At 66.0% G+C, this 26,439-nt stretch carries 21 protein-coding genes; 18 read left to right on the forward strand and 3 right to left on the reverse strand.

The window, feature by feature from the left end; all coding sequences use genetic code 11:
- Positions 1 to 119: 119 nt before the first annotated feature.
- The 9 genes from FHT09_RS14275 (at position 120) to FHT09_RS14315 (ending at position 12,445) form a co-directional block, all read left to right on the forward strand.
- Positions 120 to 911, forward strand: coding sequence for a glycine zipper 2TM domain-containing protein (locus tag FHT09_RS14275; RefSeq protein ID WP_104605556.1), 792 nt, complete (start codon positions 120 to 122; stop codon positions 909 to 911).
- 166 nt (positions 912 to 1,077) lie between these two features.
- Entirely contained in the window at positions 1,078 to 2,253 is a 1,176-nt protein-coding gene (locus FHT09_RS14280) for an acyl-CoA dehydrogenase family protein (RefSeq protein WP_181141248.1), read from the forward strand.
- A 58-nt stretch (positions 2,254 to 2,311) separates the two neighbouring features.
- On the forward strand, positions 2,312 to 4,882 hold the full coding sequence (locus FHT09_RS14285) for a DUF3857 domain-containing protein (protein WP_104605560.1): 2,571 nt from the start codon (positions 2,312 to 2,314) through the stop codon (positions 4,880 to 4,882).
- 124 nt (positions 4,883 to 5,006) lie between these two features.
- On the forward strand, positions 5,007 to 5,651 hold the full coding sequence (locus tag FHT09_RS14290) for a glutathione S-transferase family protein (protein ID WP_181141249.1): 645 nt from the start codon (positions 5,007 to 5,009) through the stop codon (positions 5,649 to 5,651).
- A gap of 31 nt (positions 5,652 to 5,682) precedes the next feature.
- On the forward strand, positions 5,683 to 7,623 hold the full coding sequence (gene asnB, locus FHT09_RS14295) for an asparagine synthase (glutamine-hydrolyzing) (RefSeq protein WP_104605260.1): 1,941 nt from the start codon (positions 5,683 to 5,685) through the stop codon (positions 7,621 to 7,623).
- Between the two features lie 75 nt (positions 7,624 to 7,698).
- Positions 7,699 to 8,253 (forward strand): NADPH-dependent FMN reductase, encoded by a 555-nt coding sequence (locus tag FHT09_RS14300; protein ID WP_104538069.1) that lies wholly within the window; start codon positions 7,699 to 7,701, stop codon positions 8,251 to 8,253.
- Positions 8,254 to 8,475: 222 nt separating this feature from the next.
- A complete protein-coding gene (locus FHT09_RS14305; protein ID WP_047130779.1) occupies positions 8,476 to 9,906 on the forward strand; it encodes a replicative DNA helicase in 1,431 nt (476 codons plus the stop codon).
- A 102-nt stretch (positions 9,907 to 10,008) separates the two neighbouring features.
- Entirely contained in the window at positions 10,009 to 11,427 is a 1,419-nt protein-coding gene (locus FHT09_RS14310; RefSeq protein WP_104605262.1) for a deoxyribodipyrimidine photo-lyase, read from the forward strand.
- Between the two features lie 292 nt (positions 11,428 to 11,719).
- Positions 11,720 to 12,445 carry an OmpA family protein gene (locus tag FHT09_RS14315; protein WP_016902719.1) on the forward strand — a complete coding sequence of 242 codons (726 nt, stop codon included), beginning with the start codon at positions 11,720 to 11,722 and terminating at the stop codon, positions 12,443 to 12,445.
- 1,134 nt (positions 12,446 to 13,579) lie between these two features.
- Here the strand turns inward: FHT09_RS14315 and FHT09_RS14320 are convergent.
- Complete coding sequence (locus FHT09_RS14320; RefSeq protein WP_104605264.1) at positions 13,580 to 14,617, reverse strand: LysR family transcriptional regulator; 1,038 nt, start codon at positions 14,615 to 14,617, stop codon at positions 13,580 to 13,582.
- Positions 14,618 to 14,745: 128 nt separating this feature from the next.
- On the opposite strand from FHT09_RS14320, the gene FHT09_RS14325 reads away from it, so the two are divergent.
- The 6 genes from FHT09_RS14325 (at position 14,746) to FHT09_RS14350 (ending at position 22,399) form a co-directional block, all read left to right on the forward strand.
- Complete coding sequence (locus FHT09_RS14325; protein WP_104605266.1) at positions 14,746 to 14,973, forward strand: hypothetical protein; 228 nt, start codon at positions 14,746 to 14,748, stop codon at positions 14,971 to 14,973.
- Entirely contained in the window at positions 14,970 to 15,743 is a 774-nt protein-coding gene (locus FHT09_RS14330) for an SDR family NAD(P)-dependent oxidoreductase (protein WP_104605268.1), read from the forward strand. The genes FHT09_RS14325 and FHT09_RS14330 overlap by 4 nt, the downstream gene beginning before the upstream one ends.
- Positions 15,740 to 16,930, forward strand: coding sequence for an efflux RND transporter periplasmic adaptor subunit (locus FHT09_RS14335; protein WP_104605270.1), 1,191 nt, complete (start codon positions 15,740 to 15,742; stop codon positions 16,928 to 16,930). Before FHT09_RS14330 ends, FHT09_RS14335 begins: the two co-directional genes overlap by 4 nt.
- 105 nt (positions 16,931 to 17,035) lie before the next feature.
- Positions 17,036 to 20,206: an efflux RND transporter permease subunit gene (locus FHT09_RS14340; RefSeq protein ID WP_104605272.1), complete on the forward strand. Its 3,171-nt coding sequence runs from the start codon at positions 17,036 to 17,038 to the stop codon at positions 20,204 to 20,206.
- A gap of 43 nt (positions 20,207 to 20,249) precedes the next feature.
- The gene (locus FHT09_RS14345) at positions 20,250 to 20,981 is read left to right on the forward strand and encodes an SDR family oxidoreductase (protein ID WP_047128481.1); all 732 of its coding nucleotides are present in this window, start codon (positions 20,250 to 20,252) and stop codon (positions 20,979 to 20,981) included.
- Complete coding sequence (locus FHT09_RS14350; RefSeq protein WP_104605274.1) at positions 20,975 to 22,399, forward strand: efflux transporter outer membrane subunit; 1,425 nt, start codon at positions 20,975 to 20,977, stop codon at positions 22,397 to 22,399. Before FHT09_RS14345 ends, FHT09_RS14350 begins: the two co-directional genes overlap by 7 nt.
- Before the next feature lie 138 nt (positions 22,400 to 22,537).
- On the opposite strand, the gene FHT09_RS14355 is transcribed toward FHT09_RS14350, so the two are convergent.
- Entirely contained in the window at positions 22,538 to 23,512 is a 975-nt protein-coding gene (locus FHT09_RS14355) for a GGDEF domain-containing protein (RefSeq protein ID WP_104538061.1), read from the reverse strand.
- Between the two features lie 166 nt (positions 23,513 to 23,678).
- On the opposite strand from FHT09_RS14355, the gene FHT09_RS14360 reads away from it, so the two are divergent.
- The gene (locus tag FHT09_RS14360) at positions 23,679 to 23,912 is read left to right on the forward strand and encodes a hypothetical protein (RefSeq protein ID WP_104605276.1); all 234 of its coding nucleotides are present in this window, start codon (positions 23,679 to 23,681) and stop codon (positions 23,910 to 23,912) included.
- A 102-nt stretch (positions 23,913 to 24,014) separates the two neighbouring features.
- Here the strand turns inward: FHT09_RS14360 and FHT09_RS14365 are convergent, their stop codons facing one another.
- Positions 24,015 to 25,712 (reverse strand): GGDEF domain-containing protein, encoded by a 1,698-nt coding sequence (locus FHT09_RS14365; RefSeq protein WP_104538059.1) that lies wholly within the window; start codon positions 25,710 to 25,712, stop codon positions 24,015 to 24,017.
- Positions 25,713 to 25,866: 154 nt separating this feature from the next.
- Between FHT09_RS14365 and FHT09_RS14370 the strand changes: the two genes are divergently transcribed.
- Complete coding sequence (locus tag FHT09_RS14370) at positions 25,867 to 26,115, forward strand: hypothetical protein (protein ID WP_104538058.1); 249 nt, start codon at positions 25,867 to 25,869, stop codon at positions 26,113 to 26,115.
- A gap of 123 nt (positions 26,116 to 26,238) precedes the next feature.
- Positions 26,239 to 26,409, forward strand: a complete 171-nt coding sequence (locus FHT09_RS14375) for a hypothetical protein (RefSeq protein WP_181141250.1) — start codon at positions 26,239 to 26,241, stop codon at positions 26,407 to 26,409.
- Positions 26,410 to 26,439 lie beyond the last annotated feature (30 nt).

Here is a 26,439-nt window from a genome sequence, read left to right on the forward strand (position 1 = left end):
ATGAAATAACCGCTAGCTGAACTTAACTGCGGCGTTCATGAGCGAGCGCGTTTTTGTTCAGGGTTCACGTGCTGGAATCACGCCGTCAACAACGCGGCGTGTCCGCACGGAGCTGGATCATGAAGAGCAATACGACAACTATACTGGTCGCTGCGGGTGCGTTGCTGGTCGGAGGCGTGGCCACTGCCGCCTTCATGAACAATCGCCCGTCGTCAGGCGATTTCGTCGCCAATGGCGAGCCGGCACCGCGTGGTCTGGAATACGCCGACGTAGTCAAGGTCGCACCGATCACCGAGCGCGAGCCGCAGTACGCGCAGGTCGTCAACAGCGCGGCCATCCGCGAAACCACCACCAGCTCCTCGCCGCGCGAAGTCTGCCGCGACGTGGTGGTGCAGGAACGTCTGCCCGAGCGCGATGGCAACGTCGGCGGCACCGTTGCCGGTGCGGTGATCGGCGGTCTGCTCGGCAACCAGGTCGGCGGCGGCAACGGGCGCAAGCTGGCCACCGTGGCCGGTGCGGTCGGTGGCGGCATGGTCGGTAACCGTGTGGACCGCAATCATGTCGGCGGCCGCGTGGTGGATCGCACCGAGCGCCAGTGCCACACCGAAAATGCCAATTCGCAGTCCTCGCGCGTGGTCGGCTACGACGTGACCTACCGCAATGCCGACGGCACCACCGGCACCATGCGCATGGACAGCAAGCCGGGCGAGCGCATCTCGCTTGGCGATGCCGACAACGTGGTGGCCTACGACGTGACCTACCGCTACGACGGTTTCGAGAAGACCGTGCGCATGAACGACAAGCCGGCCAGCGATCGCCTGCCGGTGGTCGACGGCCAGCTGGTGACCCAGACCGCTTCGACGGCCGGTGACCGGGGCGTGCGCGTGGAAGCGGGCAGCACGCGTCAGTAAGTCGCTGACAGCGGCAGCGATCCACCCAGGATCGCTGCGTTAACAAGAAAGGAGCCGGCACTGCCGGCTCTTTTCGTTTCCGGGCGCCAGCGGTGCATCCCGCGCGCTGAACACGTCGCCTCCATGTTCGGCCGGCAACTGGCTGATAATCGCCGCTTCCCCTGATGTGGAAGCCGACATGCCGGTACGCACCGATGATCTGTTCGACGTACGCGCGCTGCTGACCGACGAAGAGCGGGCAGTGCAGGATGCGGTGGCACGCTTCACCGATACGCGGGTGCTCCCGGCGATCGGCGATGCCTTCGACGCAGGGCGCTTCCCGCGCGAATGGGTACCGGAACTGGCGGAGCTCGGCCTGCTGGGCGCCAGCCTGCCGGTACGCGATGGCGGCGCGGGCCTGGGCGCGGTGGCGTACGGATTGATCTGCCAGGAACTGGAGCGCGGCGACAGCGGCCTGCGCAGCTTCGTCAGCGTGCAGTCCTCGCTGTGCATGTACCCGATCCATGCCTACGGCAGCGACGAGCAACGCCAGCGCTGGTTGCCGGCGATGGCAGCCGGCCGTCTGATCGGCTGTTTCGGGCTCAGCGAAGCGCAGGGCGGCTCGGATCCGGCCGCGATGACCACGCGCGCGGTACGGCAGGGCGACGGCTGGCGCTTGAACGGGGCCAAGATGTGGATCACCAATGGCAGCATTGCCGGCCTGGCGATCATCTGGGCGCATACCGACGACGGTGTGTGCGGCTTTCTGGTGGAAACCGGCAGCGCCGGCTTCAGTGCGCAGGACATCGCGCACAAGATGAGCCTGCGCGCATCGGTGACCTCGGGCGTGTTCCTGGACAATGTCTACGTACCGGAGCAGATGCGCCTGCCGAACGCGGCCGGTCTGAAGGCGCCGCTGGGGTGCCTCAATCAGGCGCGCTACGGCATCGCCTGGGGCGCGATCGGTGCGGCGGTGGCCTGTCTGCGCGAGGCGCTGGCCTATAGCGGGCAGCGCATCCTGTTCGGCCGGCCGTTGGCGGCCACGCAGAGCGCGCAGATCAAGCTGGCCGACATGGCGCGGCGGATTTCGACCGCGCAGCTGCTGGCACTGCAGCTCGGGCGGCTGAAGCAGGCCGGCCAGCTGCGGCCGGAACAGATCTCGCTGGCAAAGTGGAATAATTGCCGCATGGCCCTGGATGTGGCGCGCGAGTGCCGCGATCTGCTGGGCGCGGCCGGCATCACCACCGAACATGTGGCGATCCGGCATGCGCTGAACCTGGAATCGGTGATCACCTACGAGGGTACCGAGACCGTGCATCAGTTGGTGGTCGGGCGTGCGCTGACGGGACTCAATGCGTTTTGACGAGGAGTGGGTGTTGATCGACAGGGATGGGAGGCGACGCCTGCGTGGCGTGTTCTGGATGAGTTGCGTGCTGGCGGTGGTTGCGAGCGTGATCGCCCCGGCACAGGCCAGCGAGGCGCCGCGCATGGCGCCGCCACCGGCCTGGGTCATCGCCGATGCGGTGCCCGACAAGGGGCCCGGTGCCAGCGGGCTGCGCTATGAGCTGGTCTCCGATCAGGTCGATCTGACCGGCGCGGCGCCGCAGGCGTATCGCCGCCTCAGTTACACCGTGCAGCGTGCGAAGAGTCTGGACGAAGCCGGGCAGATCTCCATCGATTACCAGCCGCAGTACCAGCAGCTGGAGCTCAACAGCCTGGAGGTCTGGCGCGACGGCAAGCGCATCGACATGCGCAAGCAGGCGCACTACGCCCGGTTGCGCCGCGAAAGCGGACTGGAAGACGGTTTGATCGATGGCGCGCTGACGCTGTCGATCACCTTGCCGGACCTGCGCGTGGGCGACCGGGTCGATTACGGCGTGACCATCACCGGCAGCAATCCAGTGTTCGGCAAGGGCTATTACGACGTGTTCGATGCGCGCTACGGCGTACCGCTGGGCGAGCGCCGGGTGCGCGTGCGGCATCCGGCCGGCATGGCATTGCAGTGGCGGGTGACTGCGCCCGGCTTCAGCCGCGATATCAGCCGCACCGGCGATGTGGCGACACTGGACATCGCCGCACGCGACCTGCCCGCCGTGCAGGAGGAAAAGGACACCCCGGAGGATGTCGATCCGTATGGCCGGATCGAAGTCTCCACTGCCGGCAACTGGGCGACGGTGGCGGCGTGGGCAGCGCAGCTGTATCCGCGCGCGTTCAAGGACGCGCGTGTTGCCGACGGGATGGCGCAGAACCTGCAGTTGCGCCGCGACGACCCGCTGGGCGCACTGCTGCGTGCAGTGGCCTTCGTGCAGGGCGAGATCCGCTACGTCGGCCTGGACATGGGCGAGAATTCGCACGCGCCGCATACGCCGGAAGTAACGCTGCGCAACCGCTACGGCGACTGCAAGGACAAGGCGACGCTGTTGATCGCGCTGCTGCAGCTGGCCGGCATCCGCGCCGAGCCGGTGCTGGTCAACAGCGACAAGGGCCATGGGCTGGAGCTGCGCTTGCCCAGTCCCTATGCGTTCGACCATGTGGTGGTGCGCGCGCACCTGCCGCAGGGCGAGGTATGGGTGGATGCCACGCGCGATCGCGAAGACGGCCCGCTTGCGCAACGCCGGCCGTTGCCGTTCGTGCGCGGTCTGCCGGTCGTGGCCGGGCAGCGCGATCTGGTGGCTGTGCCATCGCCGATGCCGACGCTGCCGCAGATCGAGGTGGACGAGGAGATCGTGATCTCGCTGCGCAAACCGCAGCGCGTGGCGACCTTCACCGTGGACACGACGTACCGCCAGGGACGCGGCGAGCGCGTGGCGACCAGCTTCGAGGACAACGGTGCGCAGGCGGTCGGCGAGCACTACCTGGAATTCATGCAGCAGTACTACACCGCGCTGACGCAGGGCGGGGCGCCGACCATCGACGCGACCGATGGGTTGAACGTGCGCACGCACGAGGCCTACCGCTTGGAGTGGCCGACCGAGGAGGGCGACGAGCTTGGCTTCCCGCTGTTCCAGCTCGGCGAATGGATGGACGCCTTGCCCACTGCGACGCGCAAGAGCCCGCTGGCGCTCGGCGGCCCGCGGCTGGCGCGGCAGACCGTGCGGGTGCGGGTCGACCCGGTGGTGCGAGTGGAAGCCGATACGCAGGTGGTCGCCAACCCGTGGTTCCGGTTCTCGCGCACGGTCTCCATGCATGAGGGACGCACCGTCATCGTGGGCGAGTGGCAGCGCCTGTCCGACCGCATTCCCGCCAGCGGCGTGAAGCGTGCAGCCGCCGACATGCAGCGTGCCCGCGACCTCTTGTATTTCAATCACGACCTCAAGCCGCAACCGCGCAAGCAGCCGCTGGACGTCCATGCATTGGCCTATCCGCTGGCCGCGCTGCTGGCGCTGATCGTGCTGGTGCTGGCATGCCTGGCCTGGTGGCGCGGCGGTGGCTTGGGCGGGATGTTGTTCGATCCGCATACCGTTGCGCAGCGCCTGCACACGCAGGCCGGCGCGCGCTGGAGCGCGTGGTGCGTGTTCGGCCTGATCCTGGTGCTCTCGAGCTGGATGTGGGTGTCTGCGCAGCCGCTGTGGGTGCACGCCATCGCCGTGGCGATCATGCTGGCCATCGCGCTGGTGGGCTGCGTACTGTTGCAACGGATGCTGCGCTGGATGGGCGGCGCTGCGCAGTTCGGTCCGTTGCTGCCGGCGTTGTTGGGCAGCACCTTGCCATGGCTGGTCTGCCTGCTGGCGGCGCTGGCCGCACTCGGGGGCGATATCGTCCTGTTGGGGACCGGTGTGCATGATCAAGCCGGACTGGCGCAAGTGGCCATGGCAGTGCTGCTGACGCTGCTGGGCGGGCTGTGGTGGTCGATCGCTGCGGTGCAGGCGGTTGCCGGTGCGACCGGCTGCACACGGGCGCGTGCCTTCGGTGCGCTGGCATTGACGTTGTCGCTGCTGGGCATGCTGGTCGCCGTGCTGGGTGTGCCGGTGGCGCTGGTGGTGATGCGCTGAGGCGTGCTGGCCGCAGCGTACGCAATTGCGGCCACGCCTTGCGGCAGAATCGGTGCAGGGCTTTGCAAAGACCCGCGGGGCTGTGACACTGCCAGCCCCTCGTTGCTGCCGCGGAGCCAGCTTGATGTCGACCGTGCGTCCCCCGTTGACCGTCCATGGCATGTCCAGTTCCGGCAACTGCTACAAGGTGCGCCTGCTGCTGGAGCAATTGGGCAGCCGCTATCACTGGGTCGAGGTCGACAGTGCCGCGGGCGAAACCCGCACGCCCGCGTACCTTGCCAAGAATCCCAACGGCAAGGTGCCGATGGTGGAGCGCGACGACGGCCGCGTGCTGACCGAATCCAATGCGATCCTGTTCTGGCTGTCCGAAGGTACCCCGTATCTGCCCACCGACGCGTGGCAGCGCGCGCAGGCCTTGAGCTGGATGTTCTTCGAGCAGTACAGCCATGAGCCGTATGTCGCGGTGGCGCGTTTCATCAGCCTGTGGACGCCGCGCGATGCCGCGCGCCGCGCCGACCTGCCGCAGCTGCGCGCCCGCGGCGAGCAGGCGCTGGCCGTGATGGAACAGCATCTGCAGCAGCACCGCTGGTTTACCGGCAGCGACTACGGCATCGCCGATATCGCGCTGTTTGCCTACACCCATTGCGCCGAGGACGGCGGCTTCGATCTGGAGCGCTGGCCGGCGATCGGTGCCTGGCTGCAGCGCGTGCAGGCAGTACCCGGTTTTATCGCAATGCCGGCGCCTGCAGCCGGCGCGGTGACGGCATGAGCGGCATGCGCTGCCGGCAGGAGCACTGACGATGTGCGGATTGGCTGGACTGCTGCTGGCCTCGCCCCGCATGCATGGCGAACAACTCGATGCGCTGGTGCGGCCGATGGGCGCCGCCTTGCGTCATCGCGGCCCCGACGATGCCGGCAGCTGGTGCGATGCGCAGGCCGGCGTGGCGCTGGCGCATCAGCGCTTGAGCATTCTGGATCTGTCGCCGCTGGGTCATCAGCCGATGCGCTCGGCCGATGGCCGTTATGTGCTGGCCTACAACGGCGAGATCTACAACTTCGCGCAGCTGCGCGCGGCGCTGTCCGCACTCGGGCACCGCTTCCGTGGTCATTCCGATACCGAAGTGCTGTTGGCGGCGGTGGTGGAGTGGGGGCTGGACGACACCCTGACCCGCTGCAACGGCATGTTCGCGCTGGCGTTGTGGGACGAGCGCGACAATTGCCTGTATCTTGCCCGCGACCGCGTCGGCAAGAAGCCGCTGTACTACGGCTGGGCCGGCGACACCCTGGTGTTCGGCTCCGAACTCAAGGCGCTGTGGCAGCACCCGGACTTCGATAACGGGGTCGATCGCAATGCGCTGACCTTGCTGCTGCGGCTGGGCTACATTCCGGCGCCGGCCTGCATCCACGAGCGCACCTTCAAGTTGATGCCCGGGCGGGTGCTGCGGCTGGATGCGCAGACGGTGGCCGCCGGCGCTGCAGCGCATCGGCCGGACCAGGCGCAGCAGCCGTTCTGGAACGCGCGCGAGGCGATGCAGCGCGCGCTGGCGGCGCCGTTCACCGGCAGCGATGCACAGGCCGAGGAACAGCTCGATGCAGTGCTGCGCGATGCGGTGGCGCTGCGCATGGTGGCCGACGTGCCGGTGGGCGTGTTCCTGTCCGGCGGCACCGATTCGTCGATCGTCACCGCGATGATGCAGGCGCAGAGCGCCCAGCCGGTGCATACCTTCAGTATCGGCTTCGACGGTTCGCATCACGACGAAGCGCCGCTGGCGCGCGAGGTGGCCACGCACCTGCACACCGACCACACCGAGCTGTATGTCAGCGGCGCCGACGCGCTGGCGGTGGTGCCGACCCTGCCGGACATGTTCGACGAGCCCTTCGCCGATGCCTCGCAGGTGCCGACCGCGCTGGTCGCCCGGCTGGCCCGCGGCGGAGTGACGGTGGCGCTGTCCGGCGATGGCGGCGACGAGTTGTTCTTCGGCTACGGTCGCTACCAGCGTGCGCTGCGCAACTGGCGCATGCATGGGCTGGTGCCGGGGCCGCTGCGGCGGTTGATGGCGCTGGCGGCGCGCCATAACGGCGAATCCTCGCGCACCGGCGGCCTGGCCGCGCTGGTGGCCGAGGCCGGCGCACGCGGTGTCGGCGACATCTACCGCAACCGCATTTCGCGCTGGCGCGATCCGGCCGCGGTGGTACTGGGCGCGACCGAGCCCGACAGTTTCTACAGCTTGGCCGATCCGCTGCACGGCTCCGGCACGCCGGCCGACGCGATGATGCTGGCCGACTTTGCCGCCTATCTGCCCGACGATCTGCTGTGCAAGGTGGACCGCACCACCATGGCGGTGGGGCTGGAAGCGCGCGCGCCGTTGCTGGACTGGCGGGTGGCCGAGTTCGCCTGGTCGCTGCCGCTGTCGCTGAAGTACCGCGACGGGGTCAGCAAGTACCTGCTCAAGCGCGTGCTGTGCCGCTATCTGCCCGACCCGATGGTCTACCGCGGCAAGCGCGGCTTTGGCGCGCCGGTCAGCGCCTGGCTGCGTGGCGACCTGCATGGCTGGGCAGACGATCTGCTGGCGCACGCCACGCTGGAGCGCGACGGCGTGTTCGCCGCCGACACCGTGGCCGGGCTGTGGCGGGACTTCAACGGCGGCGAGCGCAAATGGCATACGCACCTGTGGACGGTGCTGATGTTCCAGGCCTGGCAGGTGCATTGGCGTGCCCAACGCGCCGCGATCGGCCGCTGAGGCAGCCGCGCTTCACCGGGTCTGAGCGCCAGGCTGACTAGAGTCGGGCGCTGATTCCCCAATGGAGCGTTCCCCATGAGCAAGATCACCATCGCCGTGCTGGTCGGCAGCCTGCGTGCAGCGTCCTACAACCGCCAACTGGCGCGGGCGCTGGAGCATCTGGCCGGCGACAAGGCGGTGTTCGAGTATGTGGAGATCGGCGACATCCCCTTGTACAACCAGGACCGCGACGGCGATTACCCGGCAGAGGGCACGCGGCTGAAGCAACAGATCCGGTCGGCCGACGCAGTGCTGTTCGTCACCCCCGAGTACAACCGCTCGATTCCCGGCGTGCTCAAGAACGCGCTCGATACCGGCTCGCGCCCCTACGGCGACAGCGCGTTTGCGGGCAAGCCGGCCGCCGTGGTCGGCATCTCGGTCGGGGCGATCGGCACCGCCACCGCGCAGCAGCACCTGCGCAATGTGCTGTCGTATCTGGACATGCGGGTGCTCGGCCAGCCGGAAGTCTTCCTGCAGTACAAGGACGGCCTGTTCGGTGCCGACGACCAGGTCGCCAACGCCGACAGCCGCAAGTTTCTGCAGGGCTTTGTCGATGCCTTCCTGGGCCTGGTCGAACAGTCCAAACGTTGAGTTGACCACAGCAGCGTCGGGCCTGAAGACCGCTACCAATCGGTGCCGGTGATGCGGCGCAAACCCAGTGTCAGCGGGCGTCTCGGCGGTTGCGACGGCCGGCGCGTAGAACGGTGATGCACCGGCTGTCCACCAGTTATCCACAGAGTTGTGCATGGTCGTCGGCGCCGCCGATGACTATGCTTCCTGCCCTCGTCTCCCTCGTGTCAGGTCCGTTTGTCCATGTCCGCTCGTCCTGGTTTCCGTTCCAAGCGCAATCGCGATCGCGACGACGACGATTACGATCGTCCCGAGCCGCGGCTTGACCAGTTGCGGGTACCGCCGCATTCGGTCGAGGCCGAGCAGGCCGTGCTGGGCGGGTTGATGCTGGCGCCGGACGCGTTCGATCGGGTCAACGACCAGCTGACCGAAAACGACTTTTACCGCCGCGATCATCGGCTGATCTACCGCGCGATCCGCGAACTGAACGAGAAGGACCGCCCCTTCGATGCGGTGACCCTGGGCGAGTGGTTCGAATCGCAGGGCAAGCTGGAGCAGGTCGGCGATGGCGCGTACCTGATCGAGCTGGCCAGCACCACGCCCTCGGCAGCCAATATCGCCGCGTACGCGGAGATCGTGCGCGACAAGGCGGTGTTGCGGCAGCTGATCGAAGTGGGCACCACCATCGTCAACGACGGCTTCCAGCCCGAGGGCCGCGACAGCGTGGAGTTGCTGTCGTCGGCGGAAAAGGCGGTGTTCAAGATCGCCGAGGCCGGCGCGCGCGGGCGTACCGACTTCGTGGCGATGCCGGGCGCATTGAAGGACGCCTTCGAGGAATTGCGCAGCCGTTTCGAAAACGGCGGCAACATCACCGGCCTGCCGACCGGCTACAACGATTTCGACGCGATGACCTCGGGCCTGCAGCCGACCGACCTGATCATCCTGGCCGCGCGTCCGGCCATGGGCAAGACCACGTTTGCGCTGAATATCGCCGAGTACGCCGCGATCAAATCCAAGAAGGGCGTGGCGGTGTTCTCGATGGAAATGTCGGCATCGCAGCTGGCGATGCGCCTGATCTCGTCCAATGGCCGCATCAACGCGCAACGCTTGCGTACCGGCGCGCTGGAAGACGAGGACTGGGCGCGCGTGACCGGCGCGATCAAGATGCTGAAGGAAACCAAGATCTTCATCGACGACACGCCGGGCGTGTCGCCGGAAGTGCTGCGCTCCAAGTGCCGCCGACTCAAGCGCGAGCACGACCTGGGCCTGATCGTCATCGACTACCTGCAGCTGATGTCGGTGCCGGGCAACAGCGAAAACCGCGCGACCGAAATCTCGGAAATCTCGCGTTCGCTCAAGGGCCTGGCCAAGGAGCTCAACGTGCCGGTGATCGCGTTGTCCCAGCTCAACCGCTCGCTGGAAACGCGTACCGACAAGCGCCCGGTGATGGCCGACTTGCGCGAATCGGGCGCGATCGAGCAGGACGCGGACATGATCGTGTTCATTTACCGCGACGACTATTACAACAAGGAAAACTCGCCGGACAAGGGCCTGGCCGAGATCATCATCGGCAAGCACCGCGGTGGGCCGACCGGTTCGTGCAAACTCAAGTTCTTCGGCGAATACACCCGTTTCGACAATCTGGCCCACGATTCGGTGGGAAGTTTCGAATAAACCTCCTGTGTGATGCCGCGCGGCAATCCGTCGCCGCGGCATCGCGCCATCCTTGCATCTGCTGGCTTATGCTGCGCGCCTCATCGTCGCTGCCGAGCTTGTATGTCCTACGCCATCGTCTGGTTCCGTCGCGATCTGCGCCTGGAAGACAATCCGGCCTTGCAGGCTGCGCTGGATGCGGGGCACCAGCCGATTCCGCTGTATATCGATGCGCCGCACGAAGAGGGCGAGTGGACGCCGGGCGCTGCCTCGCGGAGCTGGCGGCATCGCTCGCTCGCGGCGCTGGATGCGGCCCTGCGCGCGCTGGGCAGCGGCCTGGTGATGCGCGCCGGTAACAGCGCGCAGGTGCTGGATGAGGTGATCGCGCAGACCAAGGCGGTGGCGGTGTACTGGAACCGCAAGTACGAGCCGGCCACGCAGCCGCGCGATGCGCAGATCAAGCGCAGCCTGCGCGAGCGCGGGATCGAAGTGCAGAGCTGCAACTCCGCTCTGATGTTCGAACCATGGCAGTTGACGACGCAGCAGGGCGGCCCGTACAAGGTGTTCACCCCGTTCTGGCGCAATGCGCTCTCGCAGCTGCAATTGCCGGCTGCCGTGCCGGCACCGCGCAGCCTGCCGCCGCTGCCTGCGCAATTGAAGAGCGCTGCGCTGGACACGCTCGGGCTGCTGCCGGCGCTGGATTGGGATCGAGGCTTCTGGGAGCACTGGCAGCCTGGCGAGGCCGGCGCGCACGAGATGCTGGAGATCTTCATCGATGGCGCGCTGTCCGGTTATCGCGAAAACCGCGACCGGCCCGACCGGGTCGGCACCTCGCAACTGTCGCCGCATCTGCACTTCGGCGAGATCGCGCCGTGGCGGATCGCCAGCACGCTGGAAGCCAATCGCAACGCACGCAATGGTGCCGAGATCGACGGCTATATCCGCCAGCTGGGTTGGCGCGATTTTGCGTACCACCTGTTGCACCATTTTCCCGACACCACCAACCAGAATCTCAACCCGCGCTTTGCAGGCTTCGACTGGGCCAAGGTGGACCCGGTCGCATTGCAGGCCTGGCAGCGGGGCCGTACCGGCATTCCGATCGTCGATGCGGGCATGCGCCAGCTCTGGCACACCGGCTGGATGCACAACCGCGTGCGCATGATCGTGGCGAGCCTGCTGTGCAAGCATCTGCGCGTGCACTGGATCGAAGGTGCACGCTGGTTCTGGGACACCTTGGTGGATGCGGACCTGGCCAACAACACGCTTGGCTGGCAGTGGGTGGCTGGTACCGGCGCTGATGCGGCGCCGTATTTCCGCGTGTTCAATCCGGTCACGCAGGCAGAGAAGTTCGATCCACAGGCCGCCTACATCACGCGCTGGGTACCGGAGCTCGGCAAGCTTGCGGTCAAGGAGCGCTTCGCGCCGTGGCTGCATCCGTTGTCGCTGGCGCGCCTGGCGCCGGACTATCCGCGTACGCCGGTCATCGGCCTGGCCGAAGGCCGCGATGCGGCGCTGGCGGCGTATGCGAAGACGCGTGGCTAGACGCGCGCGCCAGCGCGAGCAACAGCTGGATTGCGTGGTCACCTGATGCGCGCTTCTGCGTGTTCTCTATTGCAGGCCTGAAGCGCTGCATGCGTGCGCTGCGACGCCTGGTTTGTCCATCAGTGAATGCATTACGCGCAAGCATGTGGCTGTGCCAGCAGAAAACGTTTTCCTGAATGCAGCAGTAGCTGCGTGCGATTGCAGGTCGGTTTCATCATGCGCCAGTCGCGTTGGCCTGTTTATCCTCGCCGACACGATTGAGTGCCGGATGGTCCGGCCATAGGAGAACACCATGTCCCCAGCAGCCACCAAGAGTCTTGCCGTTGCCCTGGCCAGCGCCATTGCGTTGTCCGCCTGCGCCACCGGCGGCTCGTATGTGCAGCGCGACCAGTACGGCGAGCAGACCCAGCAGCAGAACCGCACCGGCCGCAACGCGCTGATCGGCACCGCGATCGGCGTGGCCGCTGGTCTGCTGACCGGCGACAGCGCCACCGAGCGCCGTCAGCATGCGATGGTCGGTGCCGGCATCGGCGCGCTCAGTGGCGCGGCGGTTGGCCAGTATCAGGATCGCCAGGAGCGCGCACTGCGCGAGCGCACCGCCAACACCGGGATCGAAGTGCAGCGCCAGGGCGACAACATCACCCTGAACCTGCCCGACGGCATCACCTTCGACTTCGGCAAGTCTGCGTTGAAGCCGCAGTTCTACAGCGCGCTCAATGGTGTGGCATCCACGTTGCGCGAGTACAACCAGACCATGGTGGAAGTGGTCGGTCATACCGACAGCGTCGGCAGCGATGCGGTCAACCAGCGTCTGTCCGAAGAACGCGCCGGCGCAGTCGCGCAGTATCTGACCGCACAAGGCGTGCAGCGCGAGCGCATGGAAACCATGGGCGCCGGCAAGCGTTACCCGATCGCTGACAACAGCACCGATGCCGGCCGCGCGCAAAACCGCCGTGTCGAAATCCGTCTGATCCCGCTGCGCTCGGAGGGTGCCGGGAACAACACGGGCATGCGTTGAGTTTGCCGCATTGAATCGTGACGAGTCGATTGACGCGCCGCGATGAGTAACCAAAACGGGCCGCGAAAGCGGCCTGTTTTTTTTGCGCTGCGAATCGTTGTGATCACGAGCGGCGCTCAATCTCTTGAGTGCTGTCTTGGCAGGCGTAGTCCCTTGCGGTTTTGTGGAAGCCATGGGGCGCCATGGAGCCTTCCATGGATGGATTCATGGAGCAGGAAAAAAAACGGGCGGATAGCTTCGCGACCTTGGTCAGACGGCTTCAAACATTCCATCACCGCAAAAGCTCGGGTTTTGGTCGCCTTTGTGGTGATTGAACGGTGGGGATGCGTCGGGTGCGAAGCTGCCGATCTGCGGGTTTTCTGCAGGGCCCTTGCCCGCCCACCATCGCGGGACACGCCGCCAGTACCTCCCTGTAGGCTCTGGCGCGGCATCCATGCCGCTCAAGGTCCCGCGATGGTGGGCGGGCAAGGACCAGTCGAGATAGTCGGTGTGCATGTCTGCAAACAAGAGCATGAGGTGCGCTGGGCGGATCACTCTGGGTTCCACCAGCTTTTTATCGCCTTCCCATCGCGAGCGGAGTAGCTGACAGGCTTTCAATACGTCACCTGCAAACTTCTCATCGGCCTAGCGCAAGCCGAGCGACATGCCTTCAAGAAAGCAACCGACCAACTCTCTGGCGCGGTGTCCTTGCCGGTTGCGGGACCCTTGGCGGCATGGATGCCGCCAAGGAGCCTCCACGGACGGATTCACGGCGTGTCCGGCGAGCGGTGAGGGCACCGAGCACTCGACCAACCAGGCTTTTGACGTGCAGCTAGACGTTATCGCTAGGCGTTGACCAACGCAGCTTCGGATCTCCTGACCACGCTAAAACCCACGCTCTCAGTCGCTTCAAGATTGCATCAGGCGACAGCGGTTTGCTGCCTTAGCCAAGACAAAAGTTACCGGCACCGGAAAATTACCGGCACCGGAAGGCATGGAAGCTCCTGGAGCGATTCAGGGGTCGGCAACCGAAAATGGAGGTGTGTAGCGGTCAATAAGTTTTCACCGGTAAGTGCAAACGTCTCCTCGTCCGCCATTCGGACATTCTCCCGAAGGTGAGAAGCGTGCTCCGTTGGGCGAGTACCAGAGTGCGGACTACGCCGTGACGTTTTCCAGGATGCGCTTGCCTTCTGCACGCAATTTCGCGTCTGCGCCGACGACCTCGATCTTTGCATCGTTGTCGGCTTTCTGCGCCGCCAGACGCGCAGGGCACTGCGCCATCATGTAGTCGGCATCGAAGTTCATACGCGTCACCAGGAAGTCCACGAAGGCGCGCACTTTTGGCGAAACCAGACGGCCGCCGGCGAACACCGCGTTGAAGTCCACCTCCGGCCCGGTCCAACCCGCGAGCACCCGGCGAACCAGACCCGATTGCACGAACGGCTTGGCCATCACATCGCCGGTCAGCAGCAAGCCTTCGCCGCACAACACCGCGCCATTGAGCGCGGCCGGATCGTTGGCCACCATCAATGGATTGACCGGGAAATCGCGCACATCGCTGCCGTCGCTGAGCGACCAGAAAAAGCGATTGTTGTGCACGTTGCGGTTCTTGCGCAGCGCCAGCGTGCGATGGAACTGCAGCTCGTCCGGATGCAGCGGCTCGCCATAGCGCTCGATGTAGGACGGGCTGGCGAAGACCTGCGTGCGCAGGCTGCCGAGCTTGCGCGCCACCAGATTGGAATCGGGCAGGGCGCCGACGCGCAGTGCCAGATCGGCTTCGCCGCCGATCAGGTCCAGCTTCTCGTTGCCCAGGTGCATGTCCAGCTGGATTTCCGGGTACTGCGCATGGAACTCGCCAAGCAACGGCGCGATCCAGGTGATGCCCAGCGAGTAGGGCACCGTGAAGCGCAGCCAGCCGCGTGGGCCGGACTGCAATTGCCCGACGGCGCTCTCGGCCTCTTCCAGTTCGCGTGCGATGCGCTGGCAATGTTCGTGGTAGACCGAACCGGCTTCGGTCAGGCCGATGCGGCGCGTGGTCCGGTGCAGCAGGCGGGCGCCCAGGCGGGTTTCCAGTTCCTGCACCTTGCGGCTAACGGTGGTCTTGGGCAGGCCAAGCGCGTTGGCGGCGGCGATGAAGCTGCCTTGTTCGACCACCTTGACGAAGATCAGGGTGTCGTTGAGATCGTGAGTCATGGGACTGCCTTCCGGGGTCAGGAGGGATTAGACCGCTTACGGGACGATTATTCCCCTAAATCCGGACTAATCAAGTGCTGGTTTGGGGCCTAACTTATGCGGCATCCCCTCCATCCAGGAGCACGGCCATGTGGTTGTGCAATGTTTTCGGCTTGTCGTCGACATCGCGTAGCGCCATCGAAGGTGCCTTCGATCCAGTGGTTTCCACGGCGAGAAGCCCACGGGCCGGCATTTCGCGCACATTTTCGGCATCGCCCTGGCGTCAGGCCGGCGGCGCGCCGGCGCAGCGGACTGGACTGTCGGCACGTCTGGCGCAGCGCGGAATTGTCCCGATGTCGGGAGTGAAAGTCCCATGACTGGGATGGTCCAATCCGAGACGGCCGTCATTGGCGGCGCGGGCAATGTCGGCGCCGGCATCGTCGCCGCCTTGCTCGATGCCGGGATGCCGGTGCTGGTGATTGGACGCGATGCCGCCAAGCTCGACACGCTGCGCGTGCAGCATGGCAATACACCGCTGCTGGAGACCTTGCAGGGGTCGGTGGCCGACGACGCTTCGGCGCAGGCGCTGGCCAGCGAACTGGCCCAGCGCCCGCGTCCGCTGGGGGCGGTGATCGCCAGCCTTGGCAGCCCGCTCAAGGCCGGCCGCCTGCTTGATCGCCCGGTCGCTGCGCTGCGTCGCCGCCTCGAGCGCGATGTGCTGCCGCACCTGGCGGCCGCGCGGCATCTGCTGCCGCTGCTGGCCGAGGCCGATGGCGGCGGTCGCTACCTGCTGCTGGGCAGCCCCTGCGCGCTGCGTGCCTGGGCCGCGCACGGCGACACCTCGATTGCCGCCGCCGCCACCCGCATGCTCGCCCAGGTCCTGCACGAGGAAGCCAAGCCGCTCGGTATCCGCGTGCACCTGCTGTCGGTCGAGCAGCCGGTGTGCACGCCGGGCCGTGCCAAGGACGCGTGTCCGGAATGGATCCGCGCCGTGGATGTCGGCCGTGCCGCGGTCTCGCTGATCGCCGGGCTTGGCCAGCCCGGGCAAGCCATCGTGACCGTCAGCCGTCGCCTGCACGCCGCTCCATCGGCCGACCGGCTCGCCGGTCTGCATTTCCCCATCCCCACCCGAGAGATTTCCCCATGACCCCGAACGCCACCCCGTTCCGTTTCCCCTTGCGTACTGTATTGACGGGCGCCGTACTCGCGGTTGTGCTGGCCGGTTGCGGCAGCAAGGCTGCCGAGACCGGCGCGCCGCCGCCGCCCAGCGTCAGCGTCGCCCCGGTGTTGCTGAAGGAGATCAGCCAGTGGGACGAATTCAGCGGCCGCATCGAGCCGGTGGAAAGCGTCGAACTGCGCCCGCGCGTGTCCGGCTACATCGACAAGGTCAACTACGTCGAAGGTGCCGAAGTGAAGAAGGGCGATGTGCTCTTCAGCATCGACGACCGCAGCTACCGTGCCGAATTCGCGCGCGCCAACGCAGCGCTGGTGCGTGCACGCACGCAGTCCACGCTGGCCCGCAGCGAAGCGGCACGCGCCCGCAAATTGTCCGACCAGCAGGCCATCTCGACCGAAACCTGGGAGCAGCGTCGCGCTGCCGCCGATCAGGCCGATGCCGATCTGCTGGCCGCGCAGGCCGCGCTGGATACCGCCAAGCTCAATCTGGACTGGACCCGCGTGCGTGCGCCGATCGATGGCCGCGCCGGACGTGCGATGGTCACCGCCGGCAATCTGGTCACCGCCAGTGACAGCGCCAGCGTGCTAACCACGCTGGTGTCGCTGGACAAGGTATTCGTGTACTTCGACGCCGACGAAGGCACCTTCCTGCGTTACGCGCAGATGGCGCGCAACGGCGAGCGCCCGGATGCGCGCGGCGGCGAGTTGCCGGTGCGCATCGGCCTGGTCGGCGAACAGGGCTTCCCGCACACCGGGCGCGTGGATTTCCTGGATAACCAGGTGACCCGCAGCACCGGCACCATCCGCGTGCGCGCGGTGCTGGACAACGCGCAGCGCCAGTTCACGCCGGGCCTGTACGCGCATGTGCAGTTGCTGGGCAGCGGCCAGTTCAAGGCCATGCTGGTCGACGAAAAGTCCGTGCTGACCGATCAGGACCGCAAGTATGTGTACGTGGTCGACAAGGACGGCAAGGCGCAGCGGCGCGACATCGAGCTTGGCCGCAATGCCGATGGCCTGCGCATCGTGCGCAAGGGACTGGCCGCCGGCGACCGGGTGGTGGTCGATGGCGTGCAGAAGATCTTCATGCCAGGCATGCCGGTCGATGCCAAGCCCGTTGCCATGACCACGGCGCCGGACAAGCGCACCGCGTCGAACTGATTCATCGCTGCATCGCGCCCGTGACCACCGGTCTTGAACCAAGGCCGATGCGGGGCCGCCGTGCCGCGCCGCCACCCGGCGGCAACCTCTTTCAGGACCATCCCAATGGACTTTTCCCGTTTTTTCATCGACCGGCCGATCTTTGCCGCGGTGCTGTCGATCATCATCTTCGCTGCCGGCCTGATCGCCATGCCGCTGCTGCCCATCAGCGAGTACCCGGAAGTGGTGCCGCCGAGCGTGCAGGTGCGTGCGGTGTATCCGGGCGCCAATCCCAAGGTCATCGCCGAGACCGTCGCCACGCCGCTTGAGGAAGCCATCAACGGCGTGGAAGACATGATGTACATGAAGTCGGTCGCCGGCTCCGATGGCGTGCTGGTGGTCACCGTGACCTTCAAGCCGGGCACCGATCCGGACCAGGCGCAGGTGCAGGTGCAGAACCGCGTCAGTCAGGCGCAGGCGCGCCTGCCCGAGGACGTGCGGCGCCAGGGCGTGACCACCCAGAAGCAGTCGCCGACGCTGACCATGGTGGTGCATCTGACCTCGCCCAAGGGCAAGTACGACTCGCTGTACCTGAGCAACTACGCCACCTTGAAGGTCAAGGACGAACTGTCGCGCCTGCCGGGCGTGGGCCAGATCCAGATCTTCGGTGCCGGCGATTACGCGATGCGCATCTGGCTGGATCCTGACAAGGTCGCCGCGCGCGGGCTGACCGCCAGCGACGTGGTCGCAGCCATCCGCGAGCAGAACGTGCAGGTTTCCGCCGGCCAGCTCGGTGCCGAGCCGATGCCCAACAAGAGCGACTTCCTGCTGTCGATCAATGCGCAGGGCCGCCTGACCACCGAAGAAGAATTCGGCAATATCGTGATTCGCAGCGGCAACAGCGGCGAGATCGTGCGGCTGTCGGATGTGGCGCGTCTGGAACTGGGCGCGGGCAACTACACCTTGCGCTCGCAGCTGGACAACAAGAACGCGGTCGGCATGGGCGTGTTCCAGTCGCCCGGCGCCAACGCGATCGAATTGTCCGATGCGGTGCGCGCCAAGATGGCCGAGCTGGAAAAGCAGTTTCCGCAGGACATGGCGTGGTCGGCTGCGTATGACCCGACCGTGTTCGTGCGCGACTCGATCAGCGCGGTGGTGCACACGCTGCTGGAAGCGGTGCTGCTGGTGGTGCTGGTGGTGATCCTGTTCCTGCAGACCTGGCGCGCCTCGATCATTCCGTTGCTGGCGGTGCCGGTCTCGGTGGTCGGTACGTTTGCCGCGCTGTACCTGCTGGGTTTTTCGATCAACACGCTGAGCCTGTTCGGGCTGGTGTTGGCGATCGGCATCGTGGTCGACGACGCGATCGTGGTGGTGGAAAACGTCGAGCGCAACATCGAAGAAGGGCTGGCCCCGTTGGCCGCGGCGCATCAGGCGATGCGCGAGGTGTCCGGGCCGATCATCGCCATTGCGCTGGTGCTGTGCGCGGTGTTCGTGCCGATGGCCTTCCTGTCGGGCGTGACCGGCCAGTTCTACAAGCAGTTCGCGGTGACCATCGCCATTTCCACGGTGATTTCGGCGATCAATTCGCTGACCTTGTCGCCGGCACTGGCCGCCATGCTGCTCAAGCCGCACGACGCACCGAAGGATGGCCCGTCGCGGTTGATCGATCGCTTGTTCGGCTGGCTGTTCCGTCCGTTCAATCGTTTCTTCAACACCAGTTCGAACAAGTACCAGGGTGCGGTATCGCGTGCGTTGGGCAAGCGCGGTGCGGTGTTCATGGTGTATGTGCTGCTGCTGGTGGTCACCGGTTTCATGTTTAAGGTGGTGCCGGGCGGCTTCATTCCGACCCAGGACAAGCTGTACCTGATTGCCGGTACCAAACTGCCGGAAGGGGCCTCGCTGGAACGCACCAACGACGTGATCCGTCAGATCACCCAGATCGCGTTGCAGACCGAAGGCGTGGACCACGCAATTGCGTTCCCGGGCCTGAACCCATTGCAGTTCACCAACACGCCCAATACCGGCACGGTGTTCCTGACGCTCAAACCGTTCAGCCAGCGCAGCCGCACTGCGGCGCAGATCAATGCGGAGATCAACGCGCGCATCAGCCAGATCCAGCAGGGCTTTGCGTTTGCGTTCATGCCGCCGCCGATCCTGGGCCTGGGGCAGGGCTCGGGCTACTCGCTGTACATCCAGGACCGCGCCGGCCTGGGCTATGGCCAGTTGCAGAGTGCGGTCAATGCGATGTCCGGTGCGATCTCGCAGACGCCGGGCATGCAGTTCCCGATCGGCACGTATCAGGCCAATGTGCCGCAGCTCGATGCCAAGGTCGATCGCGACAAGGCCAAGGCACAGGGCGTGCCGCTGACCAACCTGTTCGACACGTTGCAGACCTATCTGGGTTCGTCCTACATCAACGACTTCAATCGCTTCGGTCGCACCTATCAGGTGATCGCCCAGGCCGATGGACAGTTCCGCGACAGCGTCGAAGACATCGCCAACCTGCGCACCCGCAACGATCGCGGGCAGATGGTGCCGATCGGCAGCATGGTCACGCTGGGTCAGACCTACGGCCCGGATCCGGTGATCCGTTACAACGGCTACCCGGCCGCCGATCTGATCGGTGAAGCGGACCCGCGCGTGCTCTCCTCCACCCAGGCGATGCAGACGCTGGCCGGCATGGCGCCGCAGGTGCTGCCAAACGGCATGAACATTGAGTGGACCGATCTGAGCTATCAGCAATCCACCCAGGGCAACTCGGCGCTGGTCGTGTTCCCGATGGCGGTGTTGCTGGCGTTCCTGGTGCTGGCTGCGCTGTACGAAAGCTGGACGCTGCCGCTGGCGGTGATCCTGATCGTGCCGATGACCTTGCTGTCGGCGTTGTTCGGCGTGTGGCTCACCGGCGGTGACAACAACGTGTTCGTGCAGGTGGGTCTGGTGGTGCTGATGGGCCTGGCGTGCAAGAACGCGATCCTGATCGTGGAATTCGCCCGCGAACTCGAAATGCATGGCAAGGGCATCGTCGACGCCGCGCTGGAAGCCTGCCGCCTGCGTCTGCGTCCGATCGTGATGACCTCCATCGCCTTCATCGCCGGCACCGTGCCGCTGGTGTTCGGTCACGGCGCCGGCGCCGAAGTGCGCTCGGTCACCGGTATCACCGTGTTCGCCGGCATGCTCGGTGTGACCCTGTTCGGCCTGTTCCTGACCCCGGTGTTCTACGTGGCGCTGCGCAAGTGGGTCACCCGTCGCGAACCCGCTGCACCGGCCACTGTTGCGCACGATCACGTCAAGGCGTGAGTGCGTCGTCCCCAATCCCCATTCGCAGTTGAAGGACATTGAAATGAGCAACCACAAGATCGCATTGGTCACCGGCGCCACCCGCGGCATCGGCCTGGAAACCGTTCGGCAACTGGCCCAGGCCGGCGTGCATACGCTGCTGGCCGGGCGCAAGCGCGACGATGCCGTCGCCGCCGCACTCAAGCTGCAGGCCGACGGCCTGCCGGTGGAGGCCATCCAGCTCGACGTCAACGACGACATCAGCATCGCCGCGGCGGTCGGCACGGTGGAACAGCGCCATGGCCACCTGGACATCCTCATCAACAACGCCGGCATCATGATCGAGGACATGCAGCGCACGCCGTCGCAACAGAGCCTGGAGGTGTGGAAGCGCACCTTCGACACCAACCTGTTCGCGGTCGTCAGCGTCACCAAGGCATTCCTGCCGCTGCTGCGTCGCTCGCTGGCCGGGCGCATCGTCAATGTGTCCAGCATGCTCGGCTCGCTGACCCTGCATACCCAGCCCGGTTCGCCGATCTACGACTTCAAGATACCCGCCTACGACGCCTCCAAGAGCGCGGTCAACAGCTGGACGGTGCACCTGGCCCATGAGTTGCGCGACACCGCCATCAAGGTCAACACCGTGCATCCGGGCTACGTCAAAACCGACATGAACGGTGGCGGCGGCGAGATCGAGGTGGAGCAGGGCGCGCACAGCAGCGTGCAGATGGCACTGCTCGACGCGCACGGCGCCACCGGCAGCTTTACGCATCTGGGAGACGTGTTGCCATGGTAAGAAGCCTTCTGAGCGTGGCACTGGCCGCGCTGGTGCTCAGCGGTTGCGCGGTCGGGCCGGATTACCGGCCCGACCCGCCGGCCGCGGTGACATTGCAGGGCGCGCAGGATGCGGCCTTCAGCAGCGACTCTCCGGTCGGTAACTGGTGGTCGCAGTTCGACGACCCGGTGCTGGAACAACTGGTGCGCGATGCCTTGTTCGCCAACCACGATCTGCGCATCGCCGTGTCGCGCGTCAAGCAGGCACGCGCGGTGTTCGTCGAGCGTCGTCTCGACCAGGCCCCGCACATCACCGCGCAGGGCAGCTTCGATCGGCGCGAACAACAGCAGGTGATCGCCGGCAACCAGCGTTTCCTCACCGAGCAGACCACCCTGGGCCTGGATGCGGCCTGGGAGCTGGATCTGTTCGGCCGTCAGCGGCGCGCCTCGGAAGCGGCGCGTGCGGATCTGGAAGCCGAGCAGGCCGGCCTGCTCGACGTGCAGGTCACCGTCGCTGCCGAAGTGGCGCGCAACTACTTCGAGTTGCGCGGCACGCAGAAGCAGCTGGAGGTGTCCAAGCGCACGCTCGCCAACCTGCACGACACCCAGCGGCTGACGCAGACGCGTTGGGACCTGGGTGCCGGCAGCGAACTGGATGTGCAAAGCAGCCTGGCACGCTTGAAGGCGATCGAGGCGGACATTCCGTTGCTGGAAACCGCCGAAGCGCAGTACCGCCATCGCCTGGCGGTGCTGCTCGGCCAGGCGCCCGATGCCCTGGACGCCACCCTGGTGGCGCGCACCACGCCGGCGTTCGCACGTGCGTTGCCGCTGGGCGATACCGCCGGATTGCTGCGTCAGCGCCCGGATGTGCGCAGCGCCGAACGTCGCCTGGCAGCAGCCACCGCGCAGGTCGGCGTGGCCACCGCCGATCTGTTTCCGCGCATCAGCGTCAGCGGCTTTGTCGGCTTCCTGTCCGGCGATGCGGCCAGGCTGACCGAGGGTAGCGGCAAGGCCTGGTCGATCACCCCGTCGATCAGCTGGGCGGCATTCGACTTCGGCAGCGTGCGTGCACGCCTGCGTGCCAGCAAGGCGCAGGCCGACGGTGCGTTGGCGCAATACCAGCAAACCGTGTTGCTGGCGCTGGAAGACACCGAGAACGCCTTGATCGGTTACGGTCGCCAGCAGGCGCGCCTGGCGATCGTGGTGGAGCAGGCCAATGCGGCGCGGCGTGCCGAACAACTGGCGCAGATCCGTTACCGCGAGGGCTCGGAGGACTTCCTGACCCTGCTGGACGCGCAGCGCACCCAGCTGGCCGCCGACGATGCATTGGCGCAGGCTGAAGCAGCAGTCAATGTCGGCGTGGTCGGTGTATACAAGGCGCTGGGCGGCTGGAAGCAGGGCGAAGCGCCTGCGGCACCGGTGGCAGTGCTCAATCGCTAAGCCCGGCCTGCGGGGCGGCGGTCAGGTCGCCCCGCAGGCATCCGGCTGCGCCGAGGTGTCGTCAGCCGATACGGCACCTGGAGCTCAGGTACCGAGTCGGTGTGCCTGGGCGCCGGGCGATCACACGACGAACTGCGCTCAGTCGGCCACCCGCACGCTGTCGCGGCCACCGTTCTTGGCCAGGTACAACGCGGCATCGGCACGCGAAAACCAGTCCTGCCAATGCGTTTCGCCGTCATGGCGCGCTGCGCCCAGCGACACCGTGATCCGTCCCCCCGGGCCGCGTAGCCCGTTGCGGATCACCTTGCGCAGGCGTTCGGTGGCCGCTTCCAGTTCCTGCAGGGAGCCGGCACGCAACAGCACCACGAATTCTTCGCCGCCGAAGCGGAACACCTGGTGCGGCTCGCGCACTTCAAAGCGCAGGATGGTGGCCAGATCCGACAGCGCGGCATCGCCTGCGGCATGCCCGTAGAGATCATTGACCTCCTTGAAATGGTCCAGATCCAGAATGATCAGGCTGTTGAGCCGTTCGTGCGGCTGGCGCCGGTCGATCTGATGGGTGAGCGCCCGTTCGAGCATGCGCCGGTTGGGCAGGCCGGTCAGTGCATCCAGCGAGGCCAGCTCTTCCAGATGTACGCGGTCGTCCTGCATCCGCAGCGAAAACGCATACCCGACCGCCAGCGTCACCAGCGTCACTACGATCGTCGACACGCCCTGGCCGGGACTGACGATCAGGCCTGGCAGCAGCAACAGCGCCGCCAGCAGCGGCAGGCTCAGCAGCACCGCGCGTTGCGGACCGCACAGAAAGTAATTGGTGGCCAGCACCGGAAACAACCAGGGCAGGGCGCCATCGCCGCCGGCCCAGCAGGCCACCAGGCAGCCGCCGACATTGATGGAGGCCAGCCACACGCCGCCGGCGCCGGTGCGTTCGGCATCGCGCATTTTCCAGCCGCGCCATATCGCAAGCGTACCGAGCGATGCGCTGATGAGACAGGCAAGCGCCTGACCGGTGATGGCCAGGTACACCGCATAAAGGCAAAGCAACAGCGCGGTGATCGGCCCCAGCATCTTGACGATGCCGAGGCGGAAATCCCGCCGCAGGTGGAGGATCACAGGGAAGGTTCTATAGGAGTCGGCATCATTATCGGCGCGGCTTCGCGAAAGTTGAGCGTGCACGTGCCGCGGCAACGGGTAGGAAAATGAAGCGTTGCCGGGCCGGGCTTCGCACCTCCTTGACGGCTGTGCCGCAACCGTAGCGTCTTTGCCGTAGGAGTCTGTCATGCCCACACGCGAAGAACTCGACACGCGACTGGATGCGCTGCAGGACGAATTGCCGCAGCTGTCCGCCGATGAAGATGCGGATTTCGACTATCTTGATTTTCAGGCGCGTGCCCAAGCCCTGTTGAGCAGTGCCGCGGCCGAGGACACGGCCTATGTGCGGACACGCGTCGACGGCATGTTGGCGGGTGCTGGCCTGATTCCAACCGATGAGGATGGGCACAGTAGCGCTTGACTCCTGCTGTGCCGATACGACAGAACGCTTCCGGCGCAGTCGGTTGGGCGCGGGGCGAGGGTATGGCCGCAGGCACAGATGCAACGCTGGCGACGGCGTGGCTTAGCCTGCGGCTGGATTGCCAGCACTCATCACCTGATTGCGTCCTGCCTGCTTGGCACGGTAGAGCGCCTCGTCCGCGCGCCGCAGCAGCTGCGCCATATTGCCTGCATGCACGGGAAAGCTGGCCGCACCGAACGAGGCGCTGACCTTCGGCAACGAGACGCCATCGGCCATTACCTGCAACGTCTCGATGCCGGCACGCAGCTTCTCGGCCATCCTGCAGGCAGTTGCCAGATCCACTTCCGGCAGGATGATGGTCAGCTCTTCGCCACCGTAGCGACAGCAGATGTCCTCGCCGCGCGTCTGCGCCAGCAGGAATTCGCCGATCGCCGCCAGGACGCGATCGCCGCCACCATGGCCGTGCAGATCGTTGAACTGCTTGAAGTGGTCCACGTCCAGCATCAGCACCGACAAGGGTTGCACCCGTCGCGTGCAGCGCGCCAGTTCGTGATTGAGCGCTTCTTCGAGATAACGGCGGTTGTACAGACCGGTCAACGGATCGCGGATGGATTGTTGGCGCAGCGTTTCGCGCAGGCGCAGGTTATGCAGCGCCAGCGACAATTGCTCGGCCGCAGCCTCGGCCACGGTCAACGAGGCCAGATCGCGCGGATCCTCGCTGCGCAGCGCCAGCATCCCCAACTGCGTCCCCTGGGCAGATAGCGGGATGCAGGCGGTGCCCGCATGCGCCGGAAGATTGGCGCCGACGTGTTGGCAGAGCATGCCCTGGCTGGCGTCTTCCACCACATGCGTACGATCGCGGCGCAGGGCCCAGCACGTGTCCGGCGCGATGCTGGCGTTGTCGTCGTTGGCCATCGCGCCCCATGCCACCACCTGTTCGGCACGATCGCGCGAGGCGCGCAGCAGATAGACCGCGCCGGCTGCGCCCGGGATCAGCGGAGCGATCGTACGTGCGGTGATTTCCAGCGCTTCTTCGGCATTGCGACAGTTCTGCAGCAGCCCCGAGTAACGTGCCAGCGCCTCCAGCCCGGCCGACGTGCGTTCGAGCGTGGCGAACGATTCGATCAGGCGCTCGCTGGTCGTGCTGGCCGCGTCTTCGGCAAGCACGCGCCGTTCCAATTCGCGCGACAGCAGTCGATAGGCCAGCAACATCACCAGCAACCCGCTGAAGATCCCGACCACCGTCACCCATAGCACCCACTGCGCGCTGCGCGTGTTGGTGTCGTTGCGCTTCACCAGTTGCTGACGCTCCAGTTCCGTCATGGTCTGCACCTGGCGGCGCAGCGAGGACGAGGTCTGGAATACGCCACGTGCGATCGAGGCGCGCGCGCCATCCAGTCCCTGCTTGCGATAGCTGTGCAACAGGTTGTTGATCTGCACAAGGCGCATGTCCACCAGGCGCCCAAGCTCCACGACGTTGCGCCGCTGCACCGGGTTGTCTTGCACCAAGGCGTCCAGCCGCACGATGCGCTCTGGCAGCCGCCCGATCGCATCGGCGTACACTCCCAGAAACGCTTCGTTGTCGGTCAAGACGTAGCCGCGCACCGACGACTCCGCCGACAGCATCCCGGCCTGGATCTCGTCGATGCTGGCGATCACTTCTTGCGTATGCGTCACCCAGCCGGCATCGGACAACGAACGCTGCGTGGCGAAATAGCCGCCCACGCCGATCAGGACGAAGATCATCCCGCCTAGCAACAAGGCGCCGGCAGCGTGGCGTTTTGCTTTCTTGGTTAACACCGTTCCCCCAACACCGATTGTCTGGTGGAGGCCGATGCAAGGCGCGTGCCTATGCTTCACTTCGCTTGCCCAGTCAGCTGCGGGACTGGCTTGAGGTCGCTCCGGCGCCGGCGCGGCGGTATCCTTCACGCTCGTCATCGAGCCGAGCAACAGATTGGTCATTTTTCTTGGTAGCTATCAATTGACCTGTCGCGCTATCCAGGGCGAGGGCCCCAGCCACGGCTGGGCTGCCGACTGGAAGATCGCCCAGATTGGTGCCGGCAGCGCCGGCAAACTGGCAGGCAGTGCCTTGTCTGCCACATTTCCCGACCACCGCAGCGCCATGGCCGCCGCCCGCGTCGCCGGCATGGTGACGCTGGAAGCCATGCACGCCGAGGCGCAGCGGCAGCTCGAACCCGCCTGAGGCGGATGCGCATGCGCGCATCGTTGAATCAACCGAGCCAGCGCTCGCCGGCGCCAGACAAGCTGGCATATGGTTTGCTTTTATCCCCAAGCAACGCTGGGGAGCGTCTTTGACGGAAGCGACATGCAAGAGCCCAACAAAAGTGCCCTGGCCCTGCTGCAGCATGAAGCCACCGAACTGCTTGCGCTATTTGACCAACTGCGTGGCGACGCGGCGCTGCCGCAGGACCAAGCCAATGTCGCCGCAGTCGCATCCGCGGTACGCACCGAACAGACCGCCCACGTCACTAACTGACGCAGCCCGTAAGCGTGCAGGTGTACGCGA

Source organism: Xanthomonas sp. CFBP 8152, assembly GCF_014199025.1.
Lineage (GTDB): Bacteria > Pseudomonadota > Gammaproteobacteria > Xanthomonadales > Xanthomonadaceae > Xanthomonas > Xanthomonas arboricola_B.

What these genes read in the sequence shown, in the direction of transcription:
- FHT09_RS14300 (WP_104538069.1), top strand. Translation starts at nt 7,699, where the DNA reads ATGAGCAAGATCACCATCGCCGTGCTGGTCGGCAGCCTGCGTGCAGCG.
- FHT09_RS14345 (WP_047128481.1), top strand. Translation starts at nt 20,250, where the DNA reads ATGAGCAACCACAAGATCGCATTGGTCACCGGCGCCACCCGCGGCATC.
- FHT09_RS14360 (WP_104605276.1), top strand. Translation starts at nt 23,679, where the DNA reads ATGCCCACACGCGAAGAACTCGACACGCGACTGGATGCGCTGCAGGAC.
- FHT09_RS14290 (WP_181141249.1), top strand. Translation starts at nt 5,007, where the DNA reads ATGTCGACCGTGCGTCCCCCGTTGACCGTCCATGGCATGTCCAGTTCC.
- FHT09_RS14320 (WP_104605264.1), bottom strand. Translation starts at nt 14,617, where the DNA reads ATGACTCACGATCTCAACGACACCCTGATCTTCGTCAAGGTGGTCGAA.
- FHT09_RS14375 (WP_181141250.1), top strand. Translation starts at nt 26,239, where the DNA reads ATGCAAGAGCCCAACAAAAGTGCCCTGGCCCTGCTGCAGCATGAAGCC.
- FHT09_RS14325 (WP_104605266.1), top strand. Translation starts at nt 14,746, where the DNA reads ATGTGGTTGTGCAATGTTTTCGGCTTGTCGTCGACATCGCGTAGCGCC.
- FHT09_RS14330 (WP_104605268.1), top strand. Translation starts at nt 14,970, where the DNA reads ATGACTGGGATGGTCCAATCCGAGACGGCCGTCATTGGCGGCGCGGGC.
- asnB (WP_104605260.1), top strand. Translation starts at nt 5,683, where the DNA reads ATGTGCGGATTGGCTGGACTGCTGCTGGCCTCGCCCCGCATGCATGGC.
- FHT09_RS14305 (WP_047130779.1), top strand. Translation starts at nt 8,476, where the DNA reads ATGTCCGCTCGTCCTGGTTTCCGTTCCAAGCGCAATCGCGATCGCGAC.
- FHT09_RS14285 (WP_104605560.1), top strand. Translation starts at nt 2,312, where the DNA reads ATGAGTTGCGTGCTGGCGGTGGTTGCGAGCGTGATCGCCCCGGCACAG.
- FHT09_RS14335 (WP_104605270.1), top strand. Translation starts at nt 15,740, where the DNA reads ATGACCCCGAACGCCACCCCGTTCCGTTTCCCCTTGCGTACTGTATTG.
- FHT09_RS14310 (WP_104605262.1), top strand. Translation starts at nt 10,009, where the DNA reads ATGTCCTACGCCATCGTCTGGTTCCGTCGCGATCTGCGCCTGGAAGAC.
- FHT09_RS14315 (WP_016902719.1), top strand. Translation starts at nt 11,720, where the DNA reads ATGTCCCCAGCAGCCACCAAGAGTCTTGCCGTTGCCCTGGCCAGCGCC.
- FHT09_RS14340 (WP_104605272.1), top strand. Translation starts at nt 17,036, where the DNA reads ATGGACTTTTCCCGTTTTTTCATCGACCGGCCGATCTTTGCCGCGGTG.
- FHT09_RS14350 (WP_104605274.1), top strand. Translation starts at nt 20,975, where the DNA reads ATGGTAAGAAGCCTTCTGAGCGTGGCACTGGCCGCGCTGGTGCTCAGC.
- FHT09_RS14275 (WP_104605556.1), top strand. Translation starts at nt 120, where the DNA reads ATGAAGAGCAATACGACAACTATACTGGTCGCTGCGGGTGCGTTGCTG.